Origin of the sequence: Desulfobacula toluolica Tol2 (assembly GCF_000307105.1) — a bacterium.
Classification (GTDB): Bacteria; Desulfobacterota; Desulfobacteria; order Desulfobacterales; family Desulfobacteraceae; genus Desulfobacula; species Desulfobacula toluolica.
Map to the genome: position 1 here is coordinate 5010903 of NC_018645.1, position 24619 is coordinate 5035521.

Annotated in this window: 18 protein-coding genes; 5 read left to right on the top strand and 13 right to left on the bottom strand. The window is 40.6% G+C overall.

The genetic code is table 11. The features are described from left to right. Positions 1 to 38 precede the first annotated feature (38 nt). From TOL2_RS22400 to TOL2_RS25060, 13 genes are all read right to left on the bottom strand, one after another. Positions 39 to 641 (bottom strand): hypothetical protein, encoded by a 603-nt coding sequence (locus TOL2_RS22400; RefSeq protein ID WP_014959565.1) that lies wholly within the window; start codon positions 639 to 641, stop codon positions 39 to 41. Further along, positions 638 to 4129 (bottom strand): efflux RND transporter permease subunit, encoded by a 3492-nt coding sequence (locus TOL2_RS22405; protein WP_014959566.1) that lies wholly within the window; start codon positions 4127 to 4129, stop codon positions 638 to 640. The genes TOL2_RS22400 and TOL2_RS22405 overlap by 4 nt, the downstream gene beginning before the upstream one ends. 122 nt (positions 4130 to 4251) lie before the next feature. After that, on the bottom strand, positions 4252 to 5763 hold the full coding sequence (locus TOL2_RS22410) for an efflux RND transporter periplasmic adaptor subunit (protein WP_014959567.1): 1512 nt from the start codon (positions 5761 to 5763) through the stop codon (positions 4252 to 4254). 28 nt (positions 5764 to 5791) lie between these two features. Further along, entirely contained in the window at positions 5792 to 7348 is a 1557-nt protein-coding gene (locus TOL2_RS22415; protein WP_014959568.1) for a TolC family protein, read from the bottom strand. Continuing rightward, the gene (locus tag TOL2_RS22420) at positions 7345 to 8736 is read right to left on the bottom strand and encodes a TolC family protein (protein WP_014959569.1); all 1392 of its coding nucleotides are present in this window, start codon (positions 8734 to 8736) and stop codon (positions 7345 to 7347) included. The genes TOL2_RS22415 and TOL2_RS22420 overlap by 4 nt, the downstream gene beginning before the upstream one ends. A 948-nt stretch (positions 8737 to 9684) precedes the next feature. Next, complete coding sequence (locus tag TOL2_RS22425) at positions 9685 to 10332, bottom strand: OmpA family protein (protein ID WP_014959570.1); 648 nt, start codon at positions 10330 to 10332, stop codon at positions 9685 to 9687. A 260-nt stretch (positions 10333 to 10592) separates the two neighbouring features. Further along, positions 10593 to 11024, bottom strand: coding sequence for a DUF1178 family protein (locus TOL2_RS22430; RefSeq protein ID WP_014959571.1), 432 nt, complete (start codon positions 11022 to 11024; stop codon positions 10593 to 10595). Positions 11025 to 11027: 3 nt separating this feature from the next. Continuing rightward, complete coding sequence (locus tag TOL2_RS22435; protein WP_014959572.1) at positions 11028 to 12701, bottom strand: Na/Pi cotransporter family protein; 1674 nt, start codon at positions 12699 to 12701, stop codon at positions 11028 to 11030. Positions 12702 to 12881: 180 nt separating this feature from the next. Further along, on the bottom strand, positions 12882 to 14279 hold the full coding sequence (locus TOL2_RS22440) for a B12-binding domain-containing radical SAM protein (protein WP_014959573.1): 1398 nt from the start codon (positions 14277 to 14279) through the stop codon (positions 12882 to 12884). Next, positions 14269 to 14739, bottom strand: coding sequence for a siroheme decarboxylase subunit beta (gene ahbB, locus TOL2_RS22445; RefSeq protein WP_014959574.1), 471 nt, complete (start codon positions 14737 to 14739; stop codon positions 14269 to 14271). The genes TOL2_RS22440 and ahbB overlap by 11 nt, the downstream gene beginning before the upstream one ends. A gap of 99 nt (positions 14740 to 14838) precedes the next feature. Then, a complete protein-coding gene (gene mtnA / locus TOL2_RS22450) occupies positions 14839 to 15945 on the bottom strand; it encodes an S-methyl-5-thioribose-1-phosphate isomerase (protein ID WP_014959575.1) in 1107 nt (368 codons plus the stop codon). 27 nt (positions 15946 to 15972) lie between these two features. After that, positions 15973 to 16632: a DUF2959 domain-containing protein gene (locus TOL2_RS22455; protein WP_014959576.1), complete on the bottom strand. Its 660-nt coding sequence runs from the start codon at positions 16630 to 16632 to the stop codon at positions 15973 to 15975. Between the two features lie 266 nt (positions 16633 to 16898). Further along, complete coding sequence (locus TOL2_RS25060; RefSeq protein ID WP_158406163.1) at positions 16899 to 17048, bottom strand: hypothetical protein; 150 nt, start codon at positions 17046 to 17048, stop codon at positions 16899 to 16901. Positions 17049 to 17482: 434 nt separating this feature from the next. On the opposite strand from TOL2_RS25060, the gene TOL2_RS22460 reads away from it, so the two are divergent. The 5 genes from TOL2_RS22460 to TOL2_RS22485 all read left to right on the top strand — a co-directional run bounded on the left by TOL2_RS22460 (position 17483) and on the right by TOL2_RS22485 (position 23998). Then, the gene (locus TOL2_RS22460; RefSeq protein ID WP_014959577.1) at positions 17483 to 18340 is read left to right on the top strand and encodes an RNA polymerase sigma factor; all 858 of its coding nucleotides are present in this window, start codon (positions 17483 to 17485) and stop codon (positions 18338 to 18340) included. Positions 18341 to 18454: 114 nt separating this feature from the next. Further along, positions 18455 to 18946: a DUF3795 domain-containing protein gene (locus TOL2_RS22465; RefSeq protein WP_014959578.1), complete on the top strand. Its 492-nt coding sequence runs from the start codon at positions 18455 to 18457 to the stop codon at positions 18944 to 18946. A gap of 1320 nt (positions 18947 to 20266) precedes the next feature. Further along, positions 20267 to 21505: a hypothetical protein gene (locus TOL2_RS22475; protein WP_041279687.1), complete on the top strand. Its 1239-nt coding sequence runs from the start codon at positions 20267 to 20269 to the stop codon at positions 21503 to 21505. Next, on the top strand, positions 21495 to 22022 hold the full coding sequence (locus TOL2_RS22480) for a hypothetical protein (RefSeq protein WP_014959581.1): 528 nt from the start codon (positions 21495 to 21497) through the stop codon (positions 22020 to 22022). The genes TOL2_RS22475 and TOL2_RS22480 overlap by 11 nt, the downstream gene beginning before the upstream one ends. Next, a complete protein-coding gene (locus TOL2_RS22485) occupies positions 22010 to 23998 on the top strand; it encodes an AAA family ATPase (protein WP_041279688.1) in 1989 nt (662 codons plus the stop codon). Before TOL2_RS22480 ends, TOL2_RS22485 begins: the two co-directional genes overlap by 13 nt. The last annotated feature ends 621 nt before the right edge of the window (positions 23999 to 24619 follow it).

Below are 24619 nucleotides of genomic sequence, written 5' to 3' on the forward strand. Positions count from 1 at the left end.
GTTAACAGCACCTTTGTGTTTGCACTGCAGGTAAAAAATTATTTTATTTCATAATCAAACCGGTCCATCAGTTTTTTATTTCCCAGAACCGCTTTGGTTGTAATGGTATAAACGCCTTTTTTCTTCATATCCGCGGTTGCTCCGAAGCCGTTGCTCATGAACATACCCATGATTTTCTGGGCCTTGCCCCGGGCATCTTTTATCACAAAACCCACTTTCCCTTTCAAAACAGGGGTATGATTCTGATCAGTTAGATACACCATGATATGGTGGGGTTTGTCCATTTGCGCCATACCATGGGATTTGGACTTGTCCATATCCATGGAGTCCTTATCATTGGTATCGTTTTTCATATCCCGCATATCCATAAAATAGTAGGACATGGTATAGCCGTCAACGACAGATTCATGAATCAGATCGCCGAACCTGCCCGGCATCTCTTTGCCATGGTCCTTCATATCCGGCACCTTCATATCGTGACCCTGCATGTGATTGTCTTTCATGCCGTGGTCTTTCATGTCCGGCGCTTTCATGTCATGACCCTGCATGACATGAGCTGGCGTATCGCCGGCAAAAACAGCACCGGCAGAAAAAAAAGCGATAAAAAATACGGCAATCAGGGATTTAAAAAATGTTTTCATTGGTTTTTCCTTTCTTGTTTGGAAGTTAGTTTCCATGTTTTCCAAACGTTATAAATTACGGGTATGATAACCAGGGTCATGACGGTTGAAGAGATAAGCCCGCCGACCATGGGGGCGGCAATGCGCTTCATGATCTGTGATCCTGCCCCGGAGCCGTACATGACCGGCAATAAACCGATTAACGTTGTGGCAACAGTCATTATTTTAGGACGAACCCTGTCCACGGCACCTTCAATGATTGATTCGTGAAGATCTTTTAAAGAGTTCATCCGTTTTAATCCTTTTTTTCGGTTAAATGCTTCATCCAGGTAGACCAGCATGACAATCCCTGTTTCTGCTGCAAGCCCTGCAAGAGCTATAAACCCTACTCCCACGGCAACTGACATATTATAACCCAGCAGGTACACAAGCCAGATTCCGCCCAGCAAAGCAAACGGAAGGCTGGCCATGACGATGATAACCTCCATAATATTATTAAAATGGATATACAGAAGAATAAAAATAACCAGCAAAGTAGCCGGAATAATAATATTCAAGGTTTTTCTGGCTTTTTCCATGTATTCATACTGTCCGGCCCAAAGAATGGAATAACCTGCCGGCAGATCCACATCTTTGTTCACAAGCTCTTTGGCCATTTTAACATAAGTTCCCAGATCAACGTCTTTGATATCAACATACACCCAGGCCGTCCGTTTTGAATTTTCGCTCTTGATGCCTGCAGGGCCTTTGTGGATGGAAATATCCGCCAGGTGAGTCAAGGGAACCTGGGCTCCGGCCGGTGTAGGCACCATGACCCGCTTGATCATATCAATATTGTCCCTCAGTTCCCTGTTGTACCTTAAGTTAACCGGGTATCGTTCAAGGCCTTCAATGGTATGGGTCACATTCATTCCGCCAATGGCCGTCTTGATGATATCCTGTACATCCTGCACCACAAGACCGTACCGGGCGATCTTTTCCCTGTTTATTTTAAAATCCAGATAGTTTCCGCCGGTAACACGCTCTGAAAAAACCGAAAGGGTTCCAGGGGAGTTCCTTAAAGTAGCCTCAATGGTTTCTCCGATTTGAGCCAGGATTGCAAGATCAGGCCCCATGATTTTAATGCCCACGGGTGTTTTAATCCCGGTGGAAAGCATATCGATCCTTGTTTTGATGGGCATGGTCCATGCATTGGTCAATCCTGGGAACCGGACCGCCCGCTCCAGGTCATCGGTCAGTTCTTTGATGGTAATATAGCGCTCTTCAGGCAAAACCCATGACAGCGGTTCTTTTAAAAATCCGGGCCAGTTTAAAAAAAAACGGTCAATTTTTTTCTTTCGCCATTCATGGAGTTTTTCACCCTTGATTGTTTCAGGCCAGATCCAGGTCAATGGTTTTTTCAGCCATCCGGGCCAGCCTGAAAAAAAACGAAGCTTTTCAATTGTTTCATATTCAATCTGAGGCCTTAACATGATCACAGTCTCGATCATGGACAAGGGTGCAGGATCGGTTGAGGTTTCGGCCCGACCGATTTTACCCATAGTGGTTTTGACTTCCGGAAATCTCTGGATAATCTTATCGGTCTGCTGCAACAGCTCTTTGGCCTTTGTGATGGAAATTCCCGGCAGGGTCGTTGGCATGTACAAAATATCCCCTTCGTTCAAAGGCGGCATAAATTCACTTCCCACTCGGGTCATTGGATATAAAGATATTAAAACGGCAGCAAGGGATACCAGAACAGTTGTTTTTTTCCATTTTAATACAAGGTTGATGACCGGCAGATAAACCCATATCAAAAACCGGCTGATGGGATTTTTCTTTTCTGAAATAATTTTCTGAGGACTCAGGCAGAAAAAAAGAAAAATTGAAAGCGTCACTGCCGCAACCAGACTTAAATCAGGCAGATTCACGCCAAGCAAACCAGCCAGGATAACGCCGACAGGTGGTCCCGCAATGGCAAAAATCCAGATTCGGCGTTTTTTATTTAATGGCAATTCAGGATCAACAGGGGTTTCGCGCACAAAAAACGTCATCAAAACGGGAATTATCGTAATGGCAAGAAGGGAGGACGCTGCCATGGCTGTTGTCTTTGTATAAGCCAGTGGTCGAAACATCCGTCCGGACTGTTCTCCCAGACTGAACACCGGCAAAAAAGAAATGGTAATGATCAAAAGGCTGAAAAAAAGGGCCGGACCAACTTCTTTTGAGGCATTGATAATAATCTGGGTGTGGCTTATTTTCCCTTTGTCCCGTTGAAGGTGCTTGTGGGCGTTTTCAACAAGGACAATGGATGCATCCACCATCACGCCGATGGCAATGGCGATTCCGCCAAGGCTCATGATATTGGCATTAATCCCCATGGGATACATGATTAAAAAAGACATTAAAATACCCACTGGCAAAGTAAAAATAGCCACAAAAGCCGACCTGAAATGCAATAAAAAAAGGATGCAGATCAGAGTCACAACGATCATCTCTTCGGTCAGTTTTCTTGTTAAGGTTTCAACCGCCCGTTCAATGAGTGCTGACCGGTCATAGCCGGTAATGATCTCAACTCCTGGGGGAAGCCCTTTTTCAAGGTCTTTTAATTTTTGCTTGACCTTTTTAATGACCTCAAGGGCATTTTCTCCATACCGCATGATCACGATACCGCCAACGGTTTCCCCTTGCCCGTTCCACTCAAGGATACCACGCCGAAGTTCCGGTCCGATGTGAACATTGGCAACATCTTTTAATAAAACAGGGGTTCCTTTTTTATCAAAGGAAACGGCAATATTCTGTATATCTTCAACCGATTTTATATACCCCAAACCCCGCACCATAAATTCGGTTTCTCCCATTTCAACAAGCTTGCCCCCCACATCAGAGTTGGACCGTTTGATGGCGTTCCTGATTTTCTGGATGGGAATATTATACTCCATCAGCTTGTTCGGATCCACTTCCACCTGGTATTGCTTTACAAAGCCGCCAATGCTTGCAACTTCCGAAACACCTGGAACCGCTGTCAGCTCATATCTTAAAAACCAGTCCTGGATGGAGCGAAGCTTTTGAAGATCATTTTTTCCACTCGTGTCTTTCAGTACATACTCGTATATCCATCCGACCCCTGTGGCGTCCGGTCCCAGGCTCGGCATAACGCCTTCGGGAAGACGGCCGGAGACAAAATTGAGATATTCCATTACCCTGGATCTTGCCCAGTAAATATCCGTACCATCTTCAAAGATGAGGTAGACAAAGGAAATTCCAAAAAATGAATACCCTCGGACAACTTTTGCAAAAGGAACACTTAGCATGGCCGTGGTCAAAGGATAGGTAACCTGGTCTTCCACCACCTGGGGTGCCTGACCCGGATATTCGGTATAAATAATCACCTGAACATCAGACAGATCCGGAATGGCATCCAGCGGGGTTTTCAACATGGCGAACACTCCGGTGGCAATGATAAAAAGGGTTGCAAGGATCACCATGAACCGGTTATGGACAGACCATTCGATTATCTTATCTATCATGGGATATCTCCCCCCTTATTATTCCACATTTTCTTATAAGAAAGTCAGTGTTTCATATCTCGTTGTTGACAAACCAGGATGACCAGGTTGTTGTAAAAAATGGCCAAGTCTGCCCGTGGCGGTTAGTCCATATCTTTGAAAAAGTCGTCATTGTTTTCCATGTCCTCAAAAAAATCATCCTGAACCTCTTGTTTCTCGGGAGCGGATTTGGATTCAATCATTTTTTGAATGGCTTCTTTTAACTTTGATTCCGAATCCAGCAGGAACTGCCCTGAAATCACAACGCTGTCCTCCTGGGCAAGACCGCTTAAAATTTCCACCCGGCCGTTATCCAGATAAATACCGGTCTGTATTTCCCGGGGGGTGTATTTTCCGTCTCCCCTGGCCACAAAAACAATCTTTTTTTCTCCTGAATGAATCACGGCTTCCGACGGGATTGAAATCCCGATCTTGCCGGCTCCGGTTTTTATTTTTATTCTCACGAACATATCCGGCTTGAGTTCGTCATTCTTATTGTCAAAATCAATCCGGATGATGACATCCCTTGTTTTTTGCTGGAGATAGGGAAAAATAAAGGATATTTTTCCATTATAAATTTTCCCGGGATGATACGACAGGGTCATTTCAACTTCCTGGCCTTTGAATACCAGGTTCTGCTCATACTCAAAAATATGGGCCTCCACCCAGACACGCGACAGATCTGAAATCGTAAACATAGGGGTGCCGGGCTTGACAAAAGACCCTTCAACAATGTTCTTTTGAGTGACAACGCCTGTCAACGCAGACCGGACAATCAAAGTTTTTTTTACCTCTCCGCTTTTTTCAAGGGCCTTGATTTCCGTGTCTGCAATATCAAAATAAGTGAGTCTTTTTTTGGCTGATACAAGAAAGTCCAGGTTCAGGCGGGTATTACTTTTTTGAACATTTTTAAAGGCGGACAAATATTCTTCCTGAGCGGCCAGAAGAGAAGGAGAATAGATTTCATACAGGGGCTGTCCCGCTGTCACAAAAAAACCTGTATAATCGGCATACAGCTTTTCTATCCATCCGCCCGCCTTCTGGGTTATCATACCGGTTCTGGTTTCGTCAAAGGTAATATGGCCATAGGTTTTTATGGTATGGTGAAGTAAGCTTTTTGCTGCTTTTTCAATTTTCAGACCCATGTTCTGTTCCACAACAGGGTCTATCTTTATATCAACTCCCCCCACAAAATCGTCCTCATAAACCGGCACAAGATCCATTCCCATCTTGCTTTTACCGGGCTGTTCATAAATTTCAGTCGGGTCCATGGGAGCCTTCCAATAAACGATTTTCCGCTCGCTGCTTTTTGAATCCCCTGCAACATCATCCTCATAAACCGGAACCAGATCCATACCCATTTTGCTTTGGCCAGGCTCGTCATAAATTTCCATGGGATCCATTGGGGCGCGCCAATAAATAATTTTGCGTTCAGTCGGGTCTGTGTTTTGCGATTCAGCCGGGCCTGACGTATTGCCATCTTCATTGCCATGCTTGCCTTGACCCTTATACATGGTCATCATCCCGAATATCGTCCAAAAAACCAAACCGGTCACTACGGCAGTGATTAAAATCGTAAAAATCATACGTTTTTTGTTGTTGTTGTTTTGTTCCATGTTAACGTTCCTCTAAGGTTTTCATTATTTAAAAACCGATGCCAACGATCTTTTCAAGAGCTGCCATTGAACGGCCCAGGTCTGTTTGTTTTTTCGCGATGGTCAGTTGTACAACCAGCAAGTTTGTGTAAGAATCTATTGCCTGGGAAAAAGGGATTGAACCGGATTCATACTCCCGGATGGAAACATCCAGGGCTGATTGGGACAAGGACAGAATCTTTTTTTTATACAGAGCAAGTTCACGCTTGTTTTTATCCGCCTCAAACCAGGCTTCTCTTACCATTCGATCCGTGGCATTTTCCTGTTGAACAAGGGTTTGCTCCAGGCTCAAAAGCTTTTGCCTTGTTTGATTCAGCCATGGGCCATCAATGCCGTACCAGGGTTTTAACGGGCTGCCGGTTTTCATGGATGCCATGGTTTTTTCCGGAAAAGAGGGTTTGGGGGCACCCGTACCAACAGAATTTATAGCCTCATCTTCATACAAGGAAAAGCTAAACGTAAAAGGTTCTTGTATCATGGATTCCGCCATTTCCACCATATTTTTAACTTTACGAATCTGATGCCGGACAAAGCTTAGTTCCTGGCGGTTTTGCCGGGCCAGGAGGTAAAGGTTTTCAGGGTCAGGAAGGTGTTTATCCGGCTGGCTTAACACTATTTCCCCCATCCGGGTGTCCGGCTCAAGGTTTAAAAGTTCCCAAAGCCGTACTTCAAAATTTTTCTTTTTGGATGCAAGCGTTATAAGATCTTCTTTTAAGACTTCAATCTTGATATTGATTTTAATAATATCCTGGAAACTGGTTTTGCCGCTCTTGTATAATGTGGTTGCAACATCTTTAAGCCGGTCAAATGCATCAAGGGTTTCAGACGTTGAGCGCATTGATTGCCCGATAAAAACAATATCCCAGTAGGCGTTTTTAGTCTGTGTGATAACAGTCTTTTGCGCTATCCTCATTTTTTCCACCAATGCAGCTACCTGGTGATGAATGACCCCGCCTTTAAGAGAGGTCAAGCCTGGATAAGGATAAGTTTGTTTCATGGACCCCTTCATTTTAAGCGGCCCGATTTTATTGTTAATGCCCTCGGTAAAAGCCGTGTATTGCTTTAAAGTTTCATCAAGAGCCATCACTTGGTTAAACGACTCCAGCTCAGCCTTTATCTTTTTTTGTGCCGCAAGAACCGCTGGATTTCTCAACCCGGCAATGACTGCTATTTCATGCATGTTTAACTTTTGATTGATGATCTGACGGACCGCCTCCGGGTCTGAAGCAATCTCCGCCAGCCGTTTAAATGTCTTTGTGTCAATGTCGGACAGGAAAAAATTCTCATGGCCATTGCTTATTTTTTTCTCATAGGCCTGCTTCAGATCTTTTATTCGGAAAAAAACCGCCTCGCTATCCTGACTTGAATCAATCGGGCTTGATTCAGCAGAAGAGTCAAGGCGCTGTTCATCAAATTCCAATGCCCGGGTGTAATATCCCGGGGGGGTATAATTTTCCAGTGCCCGTGTCATTTCCGAATATTCTGCATACAAAGGAGACATATAAAACAACCCGAGGGTCAACATGATCGCTGTTTTTATTTTCATGAATCACGGTCTCCTTTGTTTTTCTTGATCTTTTTATCCTTTATCTGTTTGTCCTTTATCTGTTTGTCCAGGACAACGCCTGCCAATTGTTCAAGCTGAACAAGTGTTTTGCCGTAATCCGCTTTTGCCCGGGCAAGGGACAATTGAAAATTATAAGCGGTTGCCTGGATTTCAAGCAAATCGGCAAAGCTGCCGTCGCCATGCCTGAACCAGGTTTCAGCGGTTTGAACAGACCGCATGGACTGAGGAATCAGCTCTTTTTCGTACAGGGTCACCAATCGTTTCGAATTTTGAAGCTTGAACCAGAGCCTGCTGATTTTCTCTTTTATCTGATTTGCGATGACAAGTTGATCTGCTTTGGCTTTTCGTTTGGACGCTGTGGCTTTGGATATTTGACTTTTATTTTTCCCAAACCATAACGGGAGGCTCAACCCGAGCTGAACTCCGATCGCATCATCTCCAGCATCTTTTGGAGGCGTTGGCACATCGGGATCACCAATGGAAGCATAAAAAAGCCCCAGCTTAAAGGAAGGAAGGGATTCATACCCGGACAGTTTAACAGCTTCATCAAATTTTTGAACTGTTTCTTTGGCAATTAAAACATCTTCCTGGTGGATCATGCAAAGAGCGTAAATCTCATTGAGTCCGTACGCAACATCCCTGAGTACAAGATCTGAAGCCTTGCCCAGCACAGCATCCGGCGCTCTGTTTAACAGGGTGTTTATCCGTGCTTTTTCCGCTTGTTCCAATTCTTTCAAAAGAAGAATATCATACCGGATCTGTGCCGTCTGGGCACGGGCTTTGGAAATATCATAAAACAATGCCTTGTCCTGAACATATGCGGTTTCACTTATTTTTATCAATTCCTGATTTAAATTAAAATTAGCCAGTGCAATGTTCACAGCTTTTTGAATGTAAATCAATTCATAAAATGAGGCTGAAATTGATGTCACAATATTTTTTATGGTCTTGTCCAGCTTGAGCTTGGAAATTTTTGTATCCGCCTCCAGAATTTTGCCTTGACGGGTAAGTTTTCCGGGAAAAGGGATTGCCTGTGACAGCGTTATGTTCCAATCCTGTGGTCCCAGGCGAGTTTCTATGGGCGACGGAAAATAGGTGGCCATAAGCTGAGGATCGGGATAACTTTTACCGATACGGTAATTTTCAATAAAAATTTTCCATGATTCTTTTGAAGCTGTGATTGAAGGGTTGGATACATAAGCATACTTGAGCAGATCTGACAAGAACAGGGTTTTTGAAAATTTTTTTTCAATTGCCAGAGCTTCTTCTTTAAAAATTTCTTCGTTGCTGTCTACAAAAGAAAAAGAGTGGTGCGGCAACAGAATACTGAGACTCAATAAAATCAGTAACACAATTATTTTTCTCATTTTAATTGTTTTCCTCCATTCAACCCCTTTTAAAATTTCAGCTTAATGGACATTAAAAGCATTTTATGTACCAAAGCCTGCAACTCTTTATGATTATTAAATTTTATAGGCAAAGAAACGAAATACTGCTTTTAATAGCATGGGTTATTGTAGAATATTGCACAACATTTTTTGATTATTCTACAATTTAAAATTAAATAGTTTGATTTTATCTTATCTATAAAAAAACTGCCCTTTAAAGCTTTTCACTCTTTATGAGGCATGGCGAACATTTTTTATAAAAACTTTTATAGGAATTTAAGAACCAACAACGTGATATCACCATTCTGCCGGATTTCACCGCGAAATTTTTCCGTTTCAAATATAATTGAGTTTACAATCTCTTATGATGAAAGTAAAATTGATTCCTGAATCACTTTTTCAACATTTTTTTCCAGAATCATCCAAAAATTCGATAATATCAAAATAGTCCCCTCAGGTTTTATCGCAATAACGAAACAAGCGCAAATCTCAATATTCTTGTATGAAAAATTGGCCCATCCCGGCCAGAATAAAAAGCACGGGTATTAGAATGAAAATTACAATGCGTTGCTGAAGGGTTTGGGGTTGCATACGATTCTATCCTCATTTGAGCAGATGATATGAAACATCTTTTCACAAGAATCAATGCATAAAAAATACCAGAGGAGACAAAATGATAACAAATTGATTTTTATATCAAATGCCAAACACAAGCATTTTAACAAAATTTGTATAATTATAGAATATCCTACACCCATTATGGATACTTGCATAGACATTATTCATGGTATCAAATAACGACCGGGCAGTCATTTATGTGAATGACTGCCCGTGAAACCAGCAGATAAACATTAAAATTATTCAGAATTAATTAAATAGTTATTTATACTTAAACATGGCTTTGTCTTAGGATCACCTTGACTTAAATTAGCCTTGTCGTATGGGAACAATAATGATTTCAACCCGCCTGTTTACAGCATGATTTGATGATATGGGACGATTTTCACCATATCCAACCGCCCTCATTCTTTCAGGAGAAATGCCATTTTGTATCAATTGTGTTTTCACGGCCTCCGCTCTTTTTAAGGAAAGCATCCGGTTATATTCTTCCGAACCCCTGGTATCAGTATGCCCACCGATTTCTATGGTTGTCCTGGGATATCTATTCAAGACATCTGATACCCTGTTAAGCTCTTCATAAGCACCGGGTTTAAGCCTGCTTGAATCAAAATCAAAAAAAGCTTCACTTTTAAAGGTAGCTCTTAAAATATCCTGATCTCTTGAAATGGCCGCGCTTTCAGAAGCTGCCAGGGCACTTCTCAAGTCCTGTTCCTGCATATCCATATAACGGCCGATCTGGTTCCCCGCAAGTCCTCCAATAGCAGCGCCTATTCCTGCCCCAATCAGGGTGGATTCCGTATCATTACCAATGGCCTGGCCGAGAATGGCACCGACTCCTGCACCAACTCCTGCTCCGACAGCAGTACCTCGTTCCTGCCTGGTTTGCATGCCGGCGCAGGAAAACATCATTGTCAATATCATCATGCTTAAAACCGTAAAAATAATTTTTTTCATAAATAGAATCTCCTGTTAAATTTAAAAAAACTTTTTTAATCTTCTAACTTTTTTAATCTTCTTATATAATGACACCAAAAATCAAAAAAAACTCATTTTTTAATGCGATAAAAAATTTCCTATAAGTTTCAAGGCCTTTTTACAATATTTTATTTAAAATACTTCCGACTTGACTGCCCCCTCCATAAGAGGTTGCCATGCATATACCACAAAGTTGTATTGATCACGAAAAAATTGAAACCAGAATTTCAGGCAGCTCCTTAATTCAAATCATCTTTTGATTTTTTAGTCACCGGAACCTTGAACACGGGCACACCTTCCTTGGCAAGTACCTTATCTTCTTCTTTTGTTGTTGTCCCTTTGATATTCCTGTGTTCTTCTGCTCCATAATGCATTTTCAAAGCCTGCTTTGTAAAATCTGTTCCCACGTCCTCAAAATTTTTTTCAACATATTCAGCCACCTTTTCGGTCAGTTCGGACACAACTTCCCGGCTTGCCTGCAAGGCTCTTTTGGTTTCCGTATGGGAAGATTTTCTAATGGCTATGGGATGAAGTTTTTGGACAACTGATGTGGTGCCGCAAACCGGACAGGCCAAAAGACCCTGTTCCAGTTGCTGGTCCAGATCCTTTTTGTCTTCAAACCACCCTTCAAAGGCATGACCGTTTAAACATTTCAGGTCAAATACTATCATATTTTAAATAATTCTGTTTACACCCGTGGCGATGTTATAACAGTAATCCCCCATTTTTTCATAATTTGAAACAAGGGCAATAAAGAAAACTCCGACATCCACCGAGCATTCTCCTGCTCTTAATCTTTCTATATGCTGATATCTCATATTCTCACGCATCTGGTCAATCAAATCTTCCATGGCCAGTGCTTTTTGATAAAATCCTTCGGTTTTCTCCTGAAACTCATCAATGATGAAACCTAAAAAGATATCCACCTGTTCTGATATATCCACAAGATCCTGTTTAGCTTTTTCACTGAATTCAAATTTATTATCATATATTCTTTCAAGTATTTTAGATACATTTTCCATGGAATCTCCCAATCTTTCGATATTATTGGTGATTCTCATTAATTCAGATATCTCTTTGGCTTCGGGTTCATTGACCTCTCCTTGATAAATTGTGGTCAAATATTTGATAATCACTTTCTGAGAGTCATCCAGATGGTCTTCAATGGCGTCTCTTTCCCCGAGTATGTCATCGTCCCGTACTTTGAGGCAGGTGGATGTTTTTTTTAGGTTCATGTGGGCAAACTCCATGGTTTTGATGATTTCACCCTTAACTTTTGCAAGCGCACCAATGGGTGAATCAATAAAACCGGAATCAAATTCAGGCAGCCTGTATCTTTCATATGATTTAGAAGGCTTAGGAGATATTAAAATTGTCAGTTGAATAAGTTTAGGAAGAAAAATAAGGAACACCATGGCATTGATAACATTAAAAATAGTATGGCCGTTGGCAATGTATCTTGAAACATTCACATATTCATTATTTACGGTATGGCTTACAGCGCCGGCCCCCAGTTTTAATGTAATGATTTCAACCACATCAACAAACCAAGGAAAAATCAGTAAAATAATGCCCACCCCTATGACGTTGAAAATAGTATGGGCATTGGCAGTTCTATGGGCCTCGGTATTGTTTGAGCCGATGGTGGATAATTGTGCTGTCACTGTGGTGCCGATATTTTCGCCGAGAACAAGGGCAAGGGCGGTCGGATAGCCTAAGAGCCCGGATGAAGCAAGGGTCATCGTCAATCCAACCGTGGCTGAAGAAGATTGAACGGCAACCGTCAGAACTGTGCCCATAAAGACACACAGCAGAATACCGCCGATACTGTCCGTACTGAATGTTGTAAAAAATTCAATAAACTGCGGATCGGTTTTTATGGGTGCCAGACCATTTTTCATGACGGTCATGCCATAAAAAAGCAGTCCAAAACCTAAAATAATGTCACCGATATATCTGTAGTTTCTTTTTTTTGAAAAATATTTCAGGCCCACACCAAGGGCAATGGCAGGCAAAGCTGCTGCCGTCAGCTCAAATGCGATCATCTGCCCGGTAATGGTGGTCCCGACATTGGCACCAATGATCACTCCCACGGTCTGCTCAAGAGACATAATGCCGGCACTGGCAAACCCGATCAACATTACGGTAGTGGCGGATGACGATTGAACCATGGCCGTAACCCCCGCACCAGTTGCGCATCCCATAAATCTGTTGGAAGAGATTGCTTCCAGAATTCGTCTGATTTTCTGACCTGCCGTAGCCTGAAGGCCTTCTGTCATCATCTTCATTCCAAGAATGAAGAGGCCAAGTCCGCCAAGGGTTTGAATTATTATGCCTGTTATGTTCAATTTCTTTCCTCTTTGTTTATTTTTTCTATGAAAGTCTTGAAAAAATCAAACAAAGACCCTCATATCTTATTGTAAGCAAACCCGGATACACTGTCAGGCAGTGCCCGTGGCAGTTACAACTATTGTTGCTAACAAAACTCCAACAAAATCCTAACAAACCAGGAGGGTTATATCTTAAATCTATGAATTTTTCAATTGGGAAATACGCGCAAGATCACGGCTTGAATTTACGCAGGGAAAAAGCGTATTATTAGTAAAAACAGGATGTTCCAAAAGATTAAATTTTGATTGTTTGACTGCATCCGACCACATGGGGGTGTGGGGAATGGGAGTATAGTAGGCAAGCACAGGAATTATCCCAGCATGTTTGACAACCTGAACAGAGGCTTCCACATCATCCAGATTTTGTCCGGGCAAACCGCACAGCAAATAGGCCCCGATCTGTTTTTCCTCAAAACCGGCAGCCTTGAGATGGGCAATTGCATTAAAAAATTCATTTTCCGCAACTTTTACATCATGGCTTCGATCTGCTGAGAAATCAGTGGTTTCAAGACCCAGGCGGATGGTTTTAAAACCGGCTTCAAACATTAAATCTGCAGCCTTTCTTGTAATTTCCCGGATATGGAGGGCATTGGGGGTATGAAAAAAGAGATCCATTTTTGATGCGATGATCTTTTCAAACAACAAAAATGCATATTTTCCGGCATTCACCAGCAGGGCATCATCATAAAAGGCAAAATTTTTAACCCCATGGCTGTAATGCCAGTGTTCTATCTCTTTGAACACATTTTCAGGAGATCGTCGCCTAAGCTTTGGCTCCAGGTATGAGGAGGCGCAGTATTCGCAGGAAAAAGGGCATCCCCTTGATGTTAAAACAGGTGCGTAGACAATTTTATTTTGAAGATCAAGAGCAGGAAAGGGCAAGTCATCCAGGTCATTCACTCTATTAGATATACCAGGCACATCAGACACACCGGATATCTCAACATCAGGTATATTAACATCAGGCAAATTGCCGGCATCCAGTTCAAACCCTGTAAACTTTTGGATAATATTTTTCAATTGATGCTCGCCAGGGCCTTTTATCACAAGGTCTGCCAAGGTGTTTTTGGCTGCATGATCATGGCAGAGGCTTGCATAGATTCCCCCTAAAACAACCGGTATATCAGGATAAACCTCTTTGACTGCTTCTATGGTCTCTTGAACCCCTGAAGCCCAATAGGTCATCAGGGAAGTGACAAAAATAATATCAGGTTTGTTTATCTGCTCCAGATCCTCTTTAAACCATTGGGGTTTGATGCCATAGCGGGAAAACTTTTTACCTGTGTTTTCAAGCCCCTGGGGCAAATCAATTTGAGTTTTCCGAAACGGCCCCCTGCCGTCCCAAAGCACTTTCATCTGACTGGGTTCCCTGGGATGAAACCTGTCAAGGCAGTCAATGTAACTCACTGTTATCCCTTTTTCACGCATGATGGCGGCAAGGGTTAAAAGCCCCAAAGGTTTTGCCCAGAAATCAAAGGCGGCAAAATCATGAATCCAGGGGTTTACACACAGAATGTGGGGGGAATCAGTCTTCAAAATATCTCATGGATGTTTTTTTAAGTTCCTGTCTGCTGAACAGCAACTCATACTCATCTTCTCCCGTGGCTTTGGAAATCTTTCTGGCAATGGCATAACACTCATCTTCATCTGCGGCATGAACCATGGTATACAGATTGTATTTCCATCCTGGAGCGGGATTTCTTCTATAGCAATGGGTGATTTCCTGAAATGTGGCCATAATATTCCCGGTTTTTTCCACCCGGTCTTCGTCCACTTTCCATGCCACCATGGCATTTGCTTTAAACCCGGATTTCTGGTGCTTTAGTGTGGCACCAAAGCGCCGGATCATCCCTTGATCATTGAGATCTTTTAACACACTTAAAAACTGATCTTCGGTGATGCCGATCTGTTGGGCCATTTCAAGAAACGGCCGCTTGACAACCGGAATATCGGTTTGCAGCAGGGCTATTATTTTTTTTTCCAAATCTGTCAGCATAAGCGATTTTATGGCTTTCATTTTTCAAGGTTAATATAAAAAAAACAATGTGAACTTTTTTTCAGCATATTGTCAAGATCTTGTTATTTTTTTAAATTATTATTTTTTCTTGTCAGGAAACAAAGACAGGATGTCCTGTTGTGTTGCCCGGCATACGCCTCTTTCCGTGATAAACCCTGTGACCAGCCTTGCAGGGGTCACATCAAAGGCGTGATTTGCAGCCGAACTGGTCTCGGGAGGAATCAGAACTCTTTTAATTTTTCCATGGCAAAGTCCCTGCACATATCTGATTTCATCGGGATCTCTTTCTTCTATGGGAATGTCGGCAATCCCGTCCGTGATGTCCCAGTCAAAGGTGGAGGATGGAAGTGCCACATAAAAGGGGATGTCATTGTCTTTGGCGGCAAGGGCTTTTAAATAGGTCCCGATTTTATTGGCCACATCCCCGGCCCGGGTGGTTCGGTCAGTTCCCACGATAACCAGATCCACCATGCCGTGCTGCATGATATGCCCCCCGGCATTGTCCGTGATAACAGTATGGTTTACCCCGTGTTTGCCCAATTCCCAGGCCGTAAGACGGGAACCCTGGTTTAAGGGCCGTGTCTCATCCACCCAGACATGGACATCAATGCCATTGTCAAAGGCCGTATAAACGGGGGCTGTGGCCGTGCCATATTCAATGCATGCAAGCCATCCGGCATTGCAGTGGGTCAGAATATTGACCGGTTCCCCATTTTTCATTTTGCTGATGTTTTCAATAATGCTAAGGCCATACTCACCGATTTTTTGACAATTGATTGCCTCTTCCTCAATAACGGCAAGGGCTTCATCAAATGCTGCCTTTATCCTGGCCCCATAATCGGCTTGCTGTAATGCCGCAGACAACACCCGGTCAACCCCCCAGAAAAGATTCATGGCCGTGGGCCGGGCATTCTTGAGCCGTTTGCATTCCGACTTCAGGTAGTCGTTATCAGCACCTTTGTTGTTTTCCTGGGTAAGGCTGATATACACCCCCAATGCCCCGGTGGCACCAATCAAAGGAGCGCCTCTGACCACCATTTCTTTGATGGCGTAGATGGTGTCATCAACGGTGTTCAAATCTTTTATGATCAATTCATGGGGCAAAAATCGCTGGTCAATGACTTGAACCGTTTCAGATTTCTTGTCAAACCAGATAGGTCTCATATCTTTTCCATCCACCTTCATCGTAAGCTCTCCAATAGCAATAGGATTTTAAAAATTCTTAATAAAATTTTGTGCTTCTTCTATGGACGCCGTCATATCCTTGATAAGCCTTGTCACATCCGTTTCAATGGAAACCACTTCGGAACTTAAAGACCCGACCGCTTTTGCATTGAGATTGTGTTTCAGATAAAGAACATAATCTTTGAGCTTGTCCAGAACCGGGTACATCCCTTTGGTGGATGTATTCATAATTGTTTCAAGTTTTTGATATTTTGTTTTTGCATCCCGAAGCGATCGTTTGCTGCTGTTTTTCAGCCTGGCATCATTGATCTGTGTGATCTCCTGTTCCCATTCTTTGAACAGATCCCCGGCAACCTGCTCCACATCATTGATCCGATTTTCAATCTGATCAGCCCTGGAATCGCATTCCTCATAGCTGTCCTTGAGATTATTATAAAAAGCCTCCAGGTCTCCGCCGTCAAAGGAATAAAGTTCCTTGATCTTTGTCAATGCGTCTTTAAACTCTTCCCTGGCTTTTGTCTGACTTTCCTGAACATCTTCAACATTATCAATTAAAATATGCCGTTTTTCCTTGCCCAATTTCTCCATGGTGGCATAGTAGGCCGTGCCGCATCCGGATATAAAAAAAAGAACCGCCCATATCAGAAAAAATTTTGTGATGGTTTTAAAGTTTGCAGGCTTCATCATTTAAGTTGTCGCTCCCATTGTTTTTTTGATATTCGTTACTGATTCTAAAAAATTCTTATACCAAAAATTCAGGCTTTTATTAATCTTTTTCTTGTATTGCTTTCCGTTTGCATTTCATTTACTAAATCAGTATTTTATTTTCATTGAATTAGCGATTGATCGAAAATTTGAATCAATTTGTTTTAAATCATTTAATTCCCGTAAGAGATTTCACTGTCCATATATACCCGAGCTGAATCAAAATAGGTGATAACATGTTCATAAGCCTACTTAATAAAAGCCTGCGCCTGGTCTTTTTGTCCTGTTGTCCGAAGAATACCTTCCCCGCCCAGGCCGAACCGGGTAAGCTTTTTATCAGAGTTTTGAAAAAATTTTGATTTTGCAAACTTTATTTTTTTTTCTGGACTATTTGTCATACGTTCGTCCTTATATTTATTTTCCGGTTCACTCTTCAGGCCGGATCATCATTATTTTTTAATAATTGAATATGCCTGACAGCATGCCATGCAGATCTGAATGATATTGTATCAGCATTATTTTTTGAAATTTTTGTCGGAAAAATCCATAACAACATTCATGAAAGGTGTAAAGGTATTTCAAAAATCCAGATTACACATAATTATCTTTGCTGATTTGGTTAAACCATATGATTTTTTTTATTTTTTTTGTTAATAAAAATCAGTACGTTATCCAATTAGATTATTTAAAAATAAATTTTTCAGTCACAACAGGTAGAAAAATTGCTCAATATTATTAGAGCGGCAAGAAATGAATCCAATAATCTTCAACCTGGTATTTTAAAATCAGGCTGGTATGTGGGATCTGATAATTGAACAGATAAAAAGGTAACATGAAAAACCATAAAAAAATAGAACAACTCGTCTCAGAAGCCGTCCGGGGATCTAAAAATGCTTTGGAAGAAATAATCCGCCGAATACAAAAACCTGTTTATTCACTGTCACTGAGGATGCTGTTTAATCCGGAGGATGCCGAAGATACTGCCCAGGAGATATTGATTACAATTATTACCAATTTGCATGGGTATCGCCACAAAGGACCTTTTAGAGCATGGGCAATGCGAATTGCTGTCAATAAATTAAAAAATGTTCGCAAATCATATGCAGAAAAAAAAATGTCTAACATTGATAACCTGGAAGGAATTCTTGACAGATATGAAGCCAAAGGATGGTTTTCAAAACCTCGGGAAATACCGGAACCCTATCTTGAGGCGGAGACACGATCCGTTTGCACACATGCATTGCTGCTGTGCCTGGACCGTTCTCACAGACTGGCTTTCATATTAGGCGTAGTGATGGAAGTCAGCAGTCAAGAGGGAGCGCAGATATTAGATATTACACCGGCCGCATATCGGAAGCGACTGTCAAGGGCCAGGTCTCGAATTAAAGACTTTCTGCTAAATAATTGTGCTTTGTTCAATAGTTCGAACCGCTGCCGATGCAAACATATTTTGCCTGCCTACCTGGAAAAGGGCTGGATTGATCCTGAAAAACCAATATTTGTAAGAAAAAAAGATGACGGGGAAATACCGACTAAACTGGGAAGCTATTTGAAGGAAATGGATGAATTGAAGAAGTTGTCAGCTGTTTACAAATCAATCTCTCCATCAAATTTTGATTTTGTTGATGTTGTTAAAAGTAATTTTCAAAACAACCTATACAGAATCATTTCAGATCCCAAGCTCTCATAAACTGCCATGGACCGGAAAACTCTGCAATGATCATAAATCGGGGATATGGTTGGATTCTGTGAACAGGATACACTTTAAATAGGAAAAAATCGTATAAAAGGGAGGTTTTAAGGTATGACAATAAATCCGAATTTTGTTTCACCATGCGGACTTTACTGTGGCGTCTGTGCAATTCACATAGCTGATCGCGACAACAACGAAAAATTCAAAGAAAGACTTGTCAAGCTGTACCAAGGAGGTGTTCCCGGAAAAGGGACACTGCCCAACAGCCGGAATCTTACAACAAATGATATTAAATGCAGTGGGTGCCTGTCTGATAATCTTTTCATGCACTGCAAACAGTGTGAAATAAGAGATTGTGTTAAAGAAAAAGGATATAGCGGATGTCACCAGTGTGATGAATTTCCATGTAAATACATTGAAAATTTTTCAATGGCTGTCGGCAAAAAAGTTATTTTAAGGTCTGTTCCATACAGAAGAAAATATGGAACAAAAAAATGGGTAGAAGATGAAGAAGCCCGTTATTTTTGCCCCGGATGCGGGAATAAGGTTTTTCGAGGCGCTGTAAAATGTAACAAGTGCAAAGAAGTATTGGACCTGGACTGATTTTTTTGACGGGATTGTATCCTGTTAGCCTGTATATAAATCCCTTCCGGTTAAGAAGGGATTTACTTTTTTTAATTCAAATAAATGATGCTTCTGAGCTATTGGCTCATGTGTTTTTTGAAGTTATACAGAACGTCACATTGTGCCCATTCCATGTGTCACTTTCAGGCAGAACATTTTCATAAAATTCAATGAGCCCGAAATGGTTTTCTTTTAAAATATTTTTTAAATCTTCATGGGAAAAAAAGTGCGTCCAAAACCGGTACGTTTCACAATGATCATTATCAATGACACAACCTTGCCGTCTCCTCTCTGTGAAAGAACTTCATCAGGTATGTACCAGAAATAACCAATGGATTTTTGATCTTACTGAATGCCCAGCAGGATTATGGTACCACTGCGGGGTAGATCCAAATCAAAAAGGGGTTATCCCCTGGACAGATAATCGCAAGAAAAAGACACCAGAAATAGGGACCTGCCCTGCTTGCTGCAAAAGAACCGGCAAATGTTATGGAAAGGCATATTTTGACGGCAAACCAGGAAAAGCACGGCCATGTGTGCCTCGCCAATGCCCCTGAAAAGAAATGAAAATCCTTGAGATTGAAGAGATAGAGGGTCGGTTAAAAGTCTTGGAAGAAAGGCTATTGCTTAACTAAGGAAAATCCAAAAATGAATTACAACAGCAGAATCACAAGAGTGTTAAAAAAAATCTTGGAATGATCGGCCTTGAAAAATCAATTACAATTTGGCCAGCAGGTACTGATCTTGAAGAATATTATAGGGATTTAACCACGGAACAGGCTGAAAAAATATTAAAGGAATAAAATAATAAAGCTTAGCAAACGAATTGAAAAAAATAAAGGATGGCTTAGACCTTGTGATTCATGGTGGCATGACCTTTTGTCAGAAGAAGACTGCGGACTTTTGCCAATAGTCCGGACCTTCAAATCCATCATTGAGGAGAATTTCGTTATAGACATAGCACGGGGTTTGAAATCAAAGATACCGATGCAAATCGAAACGGTTTTCCGTTAAGAGCCGTAGTCATTATCATGCAAGTAAACTTGACTCTCAGTCAGTGTATCATACCAGTTTAAGAATGAGTCCCAATCATCAAAATATATATTGCCTGTTGCAATTTTACATAAGGATGGATAATCTCCAGATAATTTTAATTTTGAATTTACTGCTTAATTTATGACAGACTATCAACCGAATAATCTTTTATCTGATTAAGATTCGTTTCTTATTTTTTTAAAGGGAGTGAATTAGGCAAGTTCAATGGAGTTATCGTTTTTTTTAAATGGATTTTCATAATCAATGACTTCTGAAACAATTAACAGGGAAGCTGCAGATACTTCAAAAGGGTTTAGGCTCCAAAAAATCAGAGCCATCAAACTGATGTTGAACAGCATTAAAAATGATGCTGATGCAGTATTTTTTACGGCTGTCGAAAATGTAGAAGATGTATCCCACCAGACGGTTGAAAATGGTGTTGAAACAAATTATTTCGAAGAAGATAAAAATTATGATTTATGTGGAAACTTTACCATTTTCAGCCCACCCGTAAAGAACACCCTTGTTAGCTTTTTTGATATTTACCTTGGGCAATTTAAGAATAGTAAGAACGTCTATCTTGGATTTTATACGACTCGGGCAATAGGAAAAGAACGCAAGAACAAGCTTAATGATGGAACTGAAATTGACCTGCCTGAAACATCTATCCTTTCGCTTTTATCTTCGGGTAAAAAAATTAATGGAGCGACTACCAGGTTGGTTAAGGCCATATTGATTGAAGAGTATATTGAACAATACAAAGGAAAACCATACGATGGGTTCCTTGAAAGCCTCAAAAATATGTCTGAGAAAGATTTTATTGATTTTTTGATGCGGATAAAATGGTATTTTGGTGAGGAAAATGAGGAAGATCTAAAACAGACAGTATTGAAAGATATTGAAGCCTCAACTTTGCACAGTTCAGCCCACATTGGTAAAGAGTCAATTATTTTCAGTTCCCTTATGGAAAAACTGGATGAGAAACAAAACAAAGAAAGCCTGCTGGACAGATTGGTACACAGTTCTGATGTAAAACTGATTTTCGCAGAAGCGAGGTCCGAGGTCGCTGAATTGAACATGGATCCAACCTGGAGGCACTACAATGAACTTGAGGAAGAAATAACGGATAAAAGAAATTTAAAAGAAAAGATTCAGGCTATTATAGATGATTATCCAGAAAGAAAAATAAGGCATCTTGCTAAGAAAGCATGCCGCTCTAAAACAGAACAGTCATCTTCCAATAAAACATTTTTGTCTTTGAAGTATCGTGTTCATGAAGCATGCAGTGATTATTTTTTTGAAGAAGATTATACCCCGCCTGAGAATGGGGATGATCTGAACCGTCTTATAAAAGAATTGCTTTCGGAATCGGTCAAGAGTATTGAAGAACTGAAAAAGGATTATCAATATTCGGTATCGAACAGCAAGATAATTGAGGGGATCATTTTGGATTTATTTGACAGTTGTTTTTTTGCATTCGATGAGCTTGAACATGAAAAATAATGAAATAAAAAAACGGTTAATGTATTTGTCTGGTGAGGATTTTTATTTATTCTGCTATTCAATTTTCATAATTTTAGATTCTTTGGGCTGTTCATCGGGGAAAAAATTCAGGGATTATAGGAAACTTGCATTTCTTATCGATATCCTCAATGATGAAAAACTGGTTTATATCCTTTCCAATTCTCAAAGAAAATCTTTAAATCCATTTGATAAAGAGTGCTTGTTTAACAGCTATTCTAACGGTCTCATGAGACGAAGTGAAATTTTAAAGCTTATTTTTACATTGGAAAAGAAGGGTTTCTTAATATTGGAGCGTGGTAAAACTATTTCAGAAATAGATGTATCCCTTAATAAAGCAGCAATCCCGGAAAGTTTTTTTAATAAAGACATATTTTCAACGGAATATGAAATTGCAAAAAAAATTAAGAAAAGCATTACCAGGTTGAAGTCATTAAAACTGGGAACCATGTTGGAAAGGATCTATGAAAATAATGGAGTGAAAACATGGGCTATTTGAGAATAAATAAAATCATATATTCTGGCAAAAACTATTATTTCGAGTCTGAGGATTTTGATAAAAATATTGTTTTAATCGAAGGGGACAACGGCACTGGAAAAAGCACCCTGTGCAATTTGATCTATTTCGCACTAGGCGGAGAAGTAAAAGTGTTCCGTAAAAGCAATGACCAACGACACACTCAGATTACTTCCGATACAGATAATTATGTTGATCTTCTCGTAACAATATCAGATCAAAATTATGTTTTTAGGCGCTACATTGGTGATAACGATATAACCGTGATCCCATACGAGATCAAAATTACCCAAATCGTAGATAGTGAAACGGAACATACTGTAGAAACCAAAGAAATCCAATTCCTTGGTGACAGCACAGAAATCCTTCCAGTTAATCGGCAGAGTGATCCTTTTATCTTTTCTGACTGGATTCTTGAGAAGCTTGGGATTTCAGTTGTTGAGTTCTACCATGGTTACTCAACTTTTAAGATCAATTTTACAGATTTGATGAGATTGATGTACCACGATCAGCAGCCAGACCCAGAGAATATTTACAAAAAAATCGATGATAAATCTGCGCTGGTTTCAGATTCGGAGATGTTGAAAAACGCTATATTTGAGCTGTTGATAGGTAAATCCTATTCAGATTATTATGATTCGATTGTTAAAGAAAAAAAGCTCTTAAAGAAAAAAGCTTTAGCTAAAGGGCTGGTTGAGGAATACAAACTGCTGGCTGATCAAATGCGTAAAAATGATGAGCTGAAGAATATTAGTTTTTTAAAGGCTGAAATTGAGAAAAATGAAGTACAACTTGATAAACTACATGGGGCACGACTGATCTTTAAGAATAATCGTTCTGTCTCCGGCAGTTTAGATCCCGATATTGAAACTTATAAGAGCACCATTATTGAAAATGCACTGTTGTTGAGTCAGAAAAGAGAGCACCAGATTAACACCTTCGATGAGAGATACAAGATCGCCAGCCTCCTTACAGAAACAAGAAGTGAAATTCATAAAATTGAGAAAATTATTTTTACTCATGACAAGTTAAACCTTTTTACAGCTGATACATGCCCATACTGTCTGAGTAAAGTTGAACGAGAAGATAACCATTGTGTTTGTGGATCTCCTATTGAGGAAGATCAGTATGAACGTTTTTTTTATACATCTCAGGAGTATAAAGAGATTTTAAAGTCCAAAGTCAAAACGCTTGAAACAATAAAACTTGCTTATGATGCTTATAATCAGGATATTAATGACATTAAAGCCAGTGTCTCAGAAATTGAAGGAGTCATCCAGGTAAATAGGACGAAACTGGAGGCCGCCTTAAATAAAATCGATGAGTCTATTGATGTGGAAAGCCTCAATGATATTGATGATAGAATAATCGAGGTCAGGAAAAATATTTCCGATCTGGTTCAACTCTCTGAGATGGAGGAAAAATTACAAAAACTTCAAGACGAATATGACACTGCACGAGACGAAGCAAAAGATGCCGAACTGGCCAGAAAAGAATTAGGAATTCAGGCTAAAAGAGACGTCACAAGCAAGGTCCACACTTTTAGTCAAAAATACAATGAACTTATGGTGGACACTCTACCGGATTGTCGGTCGGCAAGAATTCGGCTGGAGAATTACCTCCCCTTGATCAATGATGGTGAATATAAAGAAGCAAGCTCTCGTGTTTCAATTCGATTAATGTACTATATCACAATGATGCACCTTTCATTGGATGATTCAGAAATAACTTTCCCCAGATTTTTATTGGTAGACACACCGGAAACGGCCGGTATTGAATTAGATAACCTGATCAACTGCATCAGCAAGTTCGAGGATTTAGATTCATATTACAGCAATTATCAGGTCATTATCTCCACCGGTTTGAATAAATATCCAGAGTCCTTAAAAGAGAATCGGGTTCTGTATATGCCCGAGAGAAAAAAAGATTACATGCTCTTGAAAGAAAAGGAAATTTAAGTTGGATCAACAAGTCTCTTTATTGACACTGTTTGTTTCTGTCGGAACCTCCCTTATAGGAAGCTTTAAAGTCCGGAAAATATTAAACTTTTTTTTGCGCCATGTAAATGGAACAAAATCCTGTGCTATTTCGGCTCAACTTATTTCATCTGTGGTCCTAAGTGGTAAATATTTTGAAGCGTTTTGGGTGACTTTGCTGCCAGTAACGAAACTCAAGTATAATTATCCTAATGGAAACTGCCAGAAGACGTTCAAGATATCAACAATACAATTTCTAATCTTGATTTTGTTTTGTGATATCAGATAAGCCGAAAAGGAAGGCTTTAAAAAGACCGGACTACTGGCTATAGTCATGATCAATAAATTGCCAAAAAACACACCGGGCGTATAGACAAAATTTTACTGGGTCATGATGCCGACACATTAGATCCGAACAGGAACAGACATGAATTAAACCTTGCTTTGGATAAGCTGCGGCTCAAGCTGATAAACATTAGAAACCGCGAAATGAAAGAACGATAAAGCCAACAAGGAGTGGTGATGAAAAGGGTATACAGACTTTGTAGATGAGTTTGACGGTGTATTAGAAAAAAATTTCATGCAACGTGAGGGCAAATCAAC

Bases quoted from the DNA above. Each gene is read 5' to 3' on its own strand.
- TOL2_RS22400 (WP_014959565.1), bottom strand. From the start codon at position 641: ATGAAAACATTTTTTAAATCCCTGATTGCCGTATTTTTTATCGCTTTT.
- TOL2_RS22405 (WP_014959566.1), bottom strand. From the start codon at position 4,129: ATGATAGATAAGATAATCGAATGGTCTGTCCATAACCGGTTCATGGTG.
- TOL2_RS22410 (WP_014959567.1), bottom strand. From the start codon at position 5,763: ATGGAACAAAACAACAACAACAAAAAACGTATGATTTTTACGATTTTA.
- TOL2_RS22415 (WP_014959568.1), bottom strand. From the start codon at position 7,348: ATGAAAATAAAAACAGCGATCATGTTGACCCTCGGGTTGTTTTATATG.
- TOL2_RS22420 (WP_014959569.1), bottom strand. From the start codon at position 8,736: ATGAGAAAAATAATTGTGTTACTGATTTTATTGAGTCTCAGTATTCTG.
- TOL2_RS22425 (WP_014959570.1), bottom strand. From the start codon at position 10,332: ATGAAAAAAATTATTTTTACGGTTTTAAGCATGATGATATTGACAATG.
- TOL2_RS22430 (WP_014959571.1), bottom strand. From the start codon at position 11,024: ATGATAGTATTTGACCTGAAATGTTTAAACGGTCATGCCTTTGAAGGG.
- ahbB (WP_014959574.1), bottom strand. From the start codon at position 14,739: ATGCTGACAGATTTGGAAAAAAAAATAATAGCCCTGCTGCAAACCGAT.
- mtnA (WP_014959575.1), bottom strand. From the start codon at position 15,945: ATGAAGGTGGATGGAAAAGATATGAGACCTATCTGGTTTGACAAGAAA.
- TOL2_RS22455 (WP_014959576.1), bottom strand. From the start codon at position 16,632: ATGATGAAGCCTGCAAACTTTAAAACCATCACAAAATTTTTTCTGATA.
- TOL2_RS25060 (WP_158406163.1), bottom strand. From the start codon at position 17,048: ATGACAAATAGTCCAGAAAAAAAAATAAAGTTTGCAAAATCAAAATTT.
- TOL2_RS22460 (WP_014959577.1), top strand. From the start codon at position 17,483: ATGAAAAACCATAAAAAAATAGAACAACTCGTCTCAGAAGCCGTCCGG.
- TOL2_RS22465 (WP_014959578.1), top strand. From the start codon at position 18,455: ATGACAATAAATCCGAATTTTGTTTCACCATGCGGACTTTACTGTGGC.
- TOL2_RS22475 (WP_041279687.1), top strand. From the start codon at position 20,267: ATGACTTCTGAAACAATTAACAGGGAAGCTGCAGATACTTCAAAAGGG.
- TOL2_RS22480 (WP_014959581.1), top strand. From the start codon at position 21,495: ATGAAAAATAATGAAATAAAAAAACGGTTAATGTATTTGTCTGGTGAG.
- TOL2_RS22485 (WP_041279688.1), top strand. From the start codon at position 22,010: ATGGGCTATTTGAGAATAAATAAAATCATATATTCTGGCAAAAACTAT.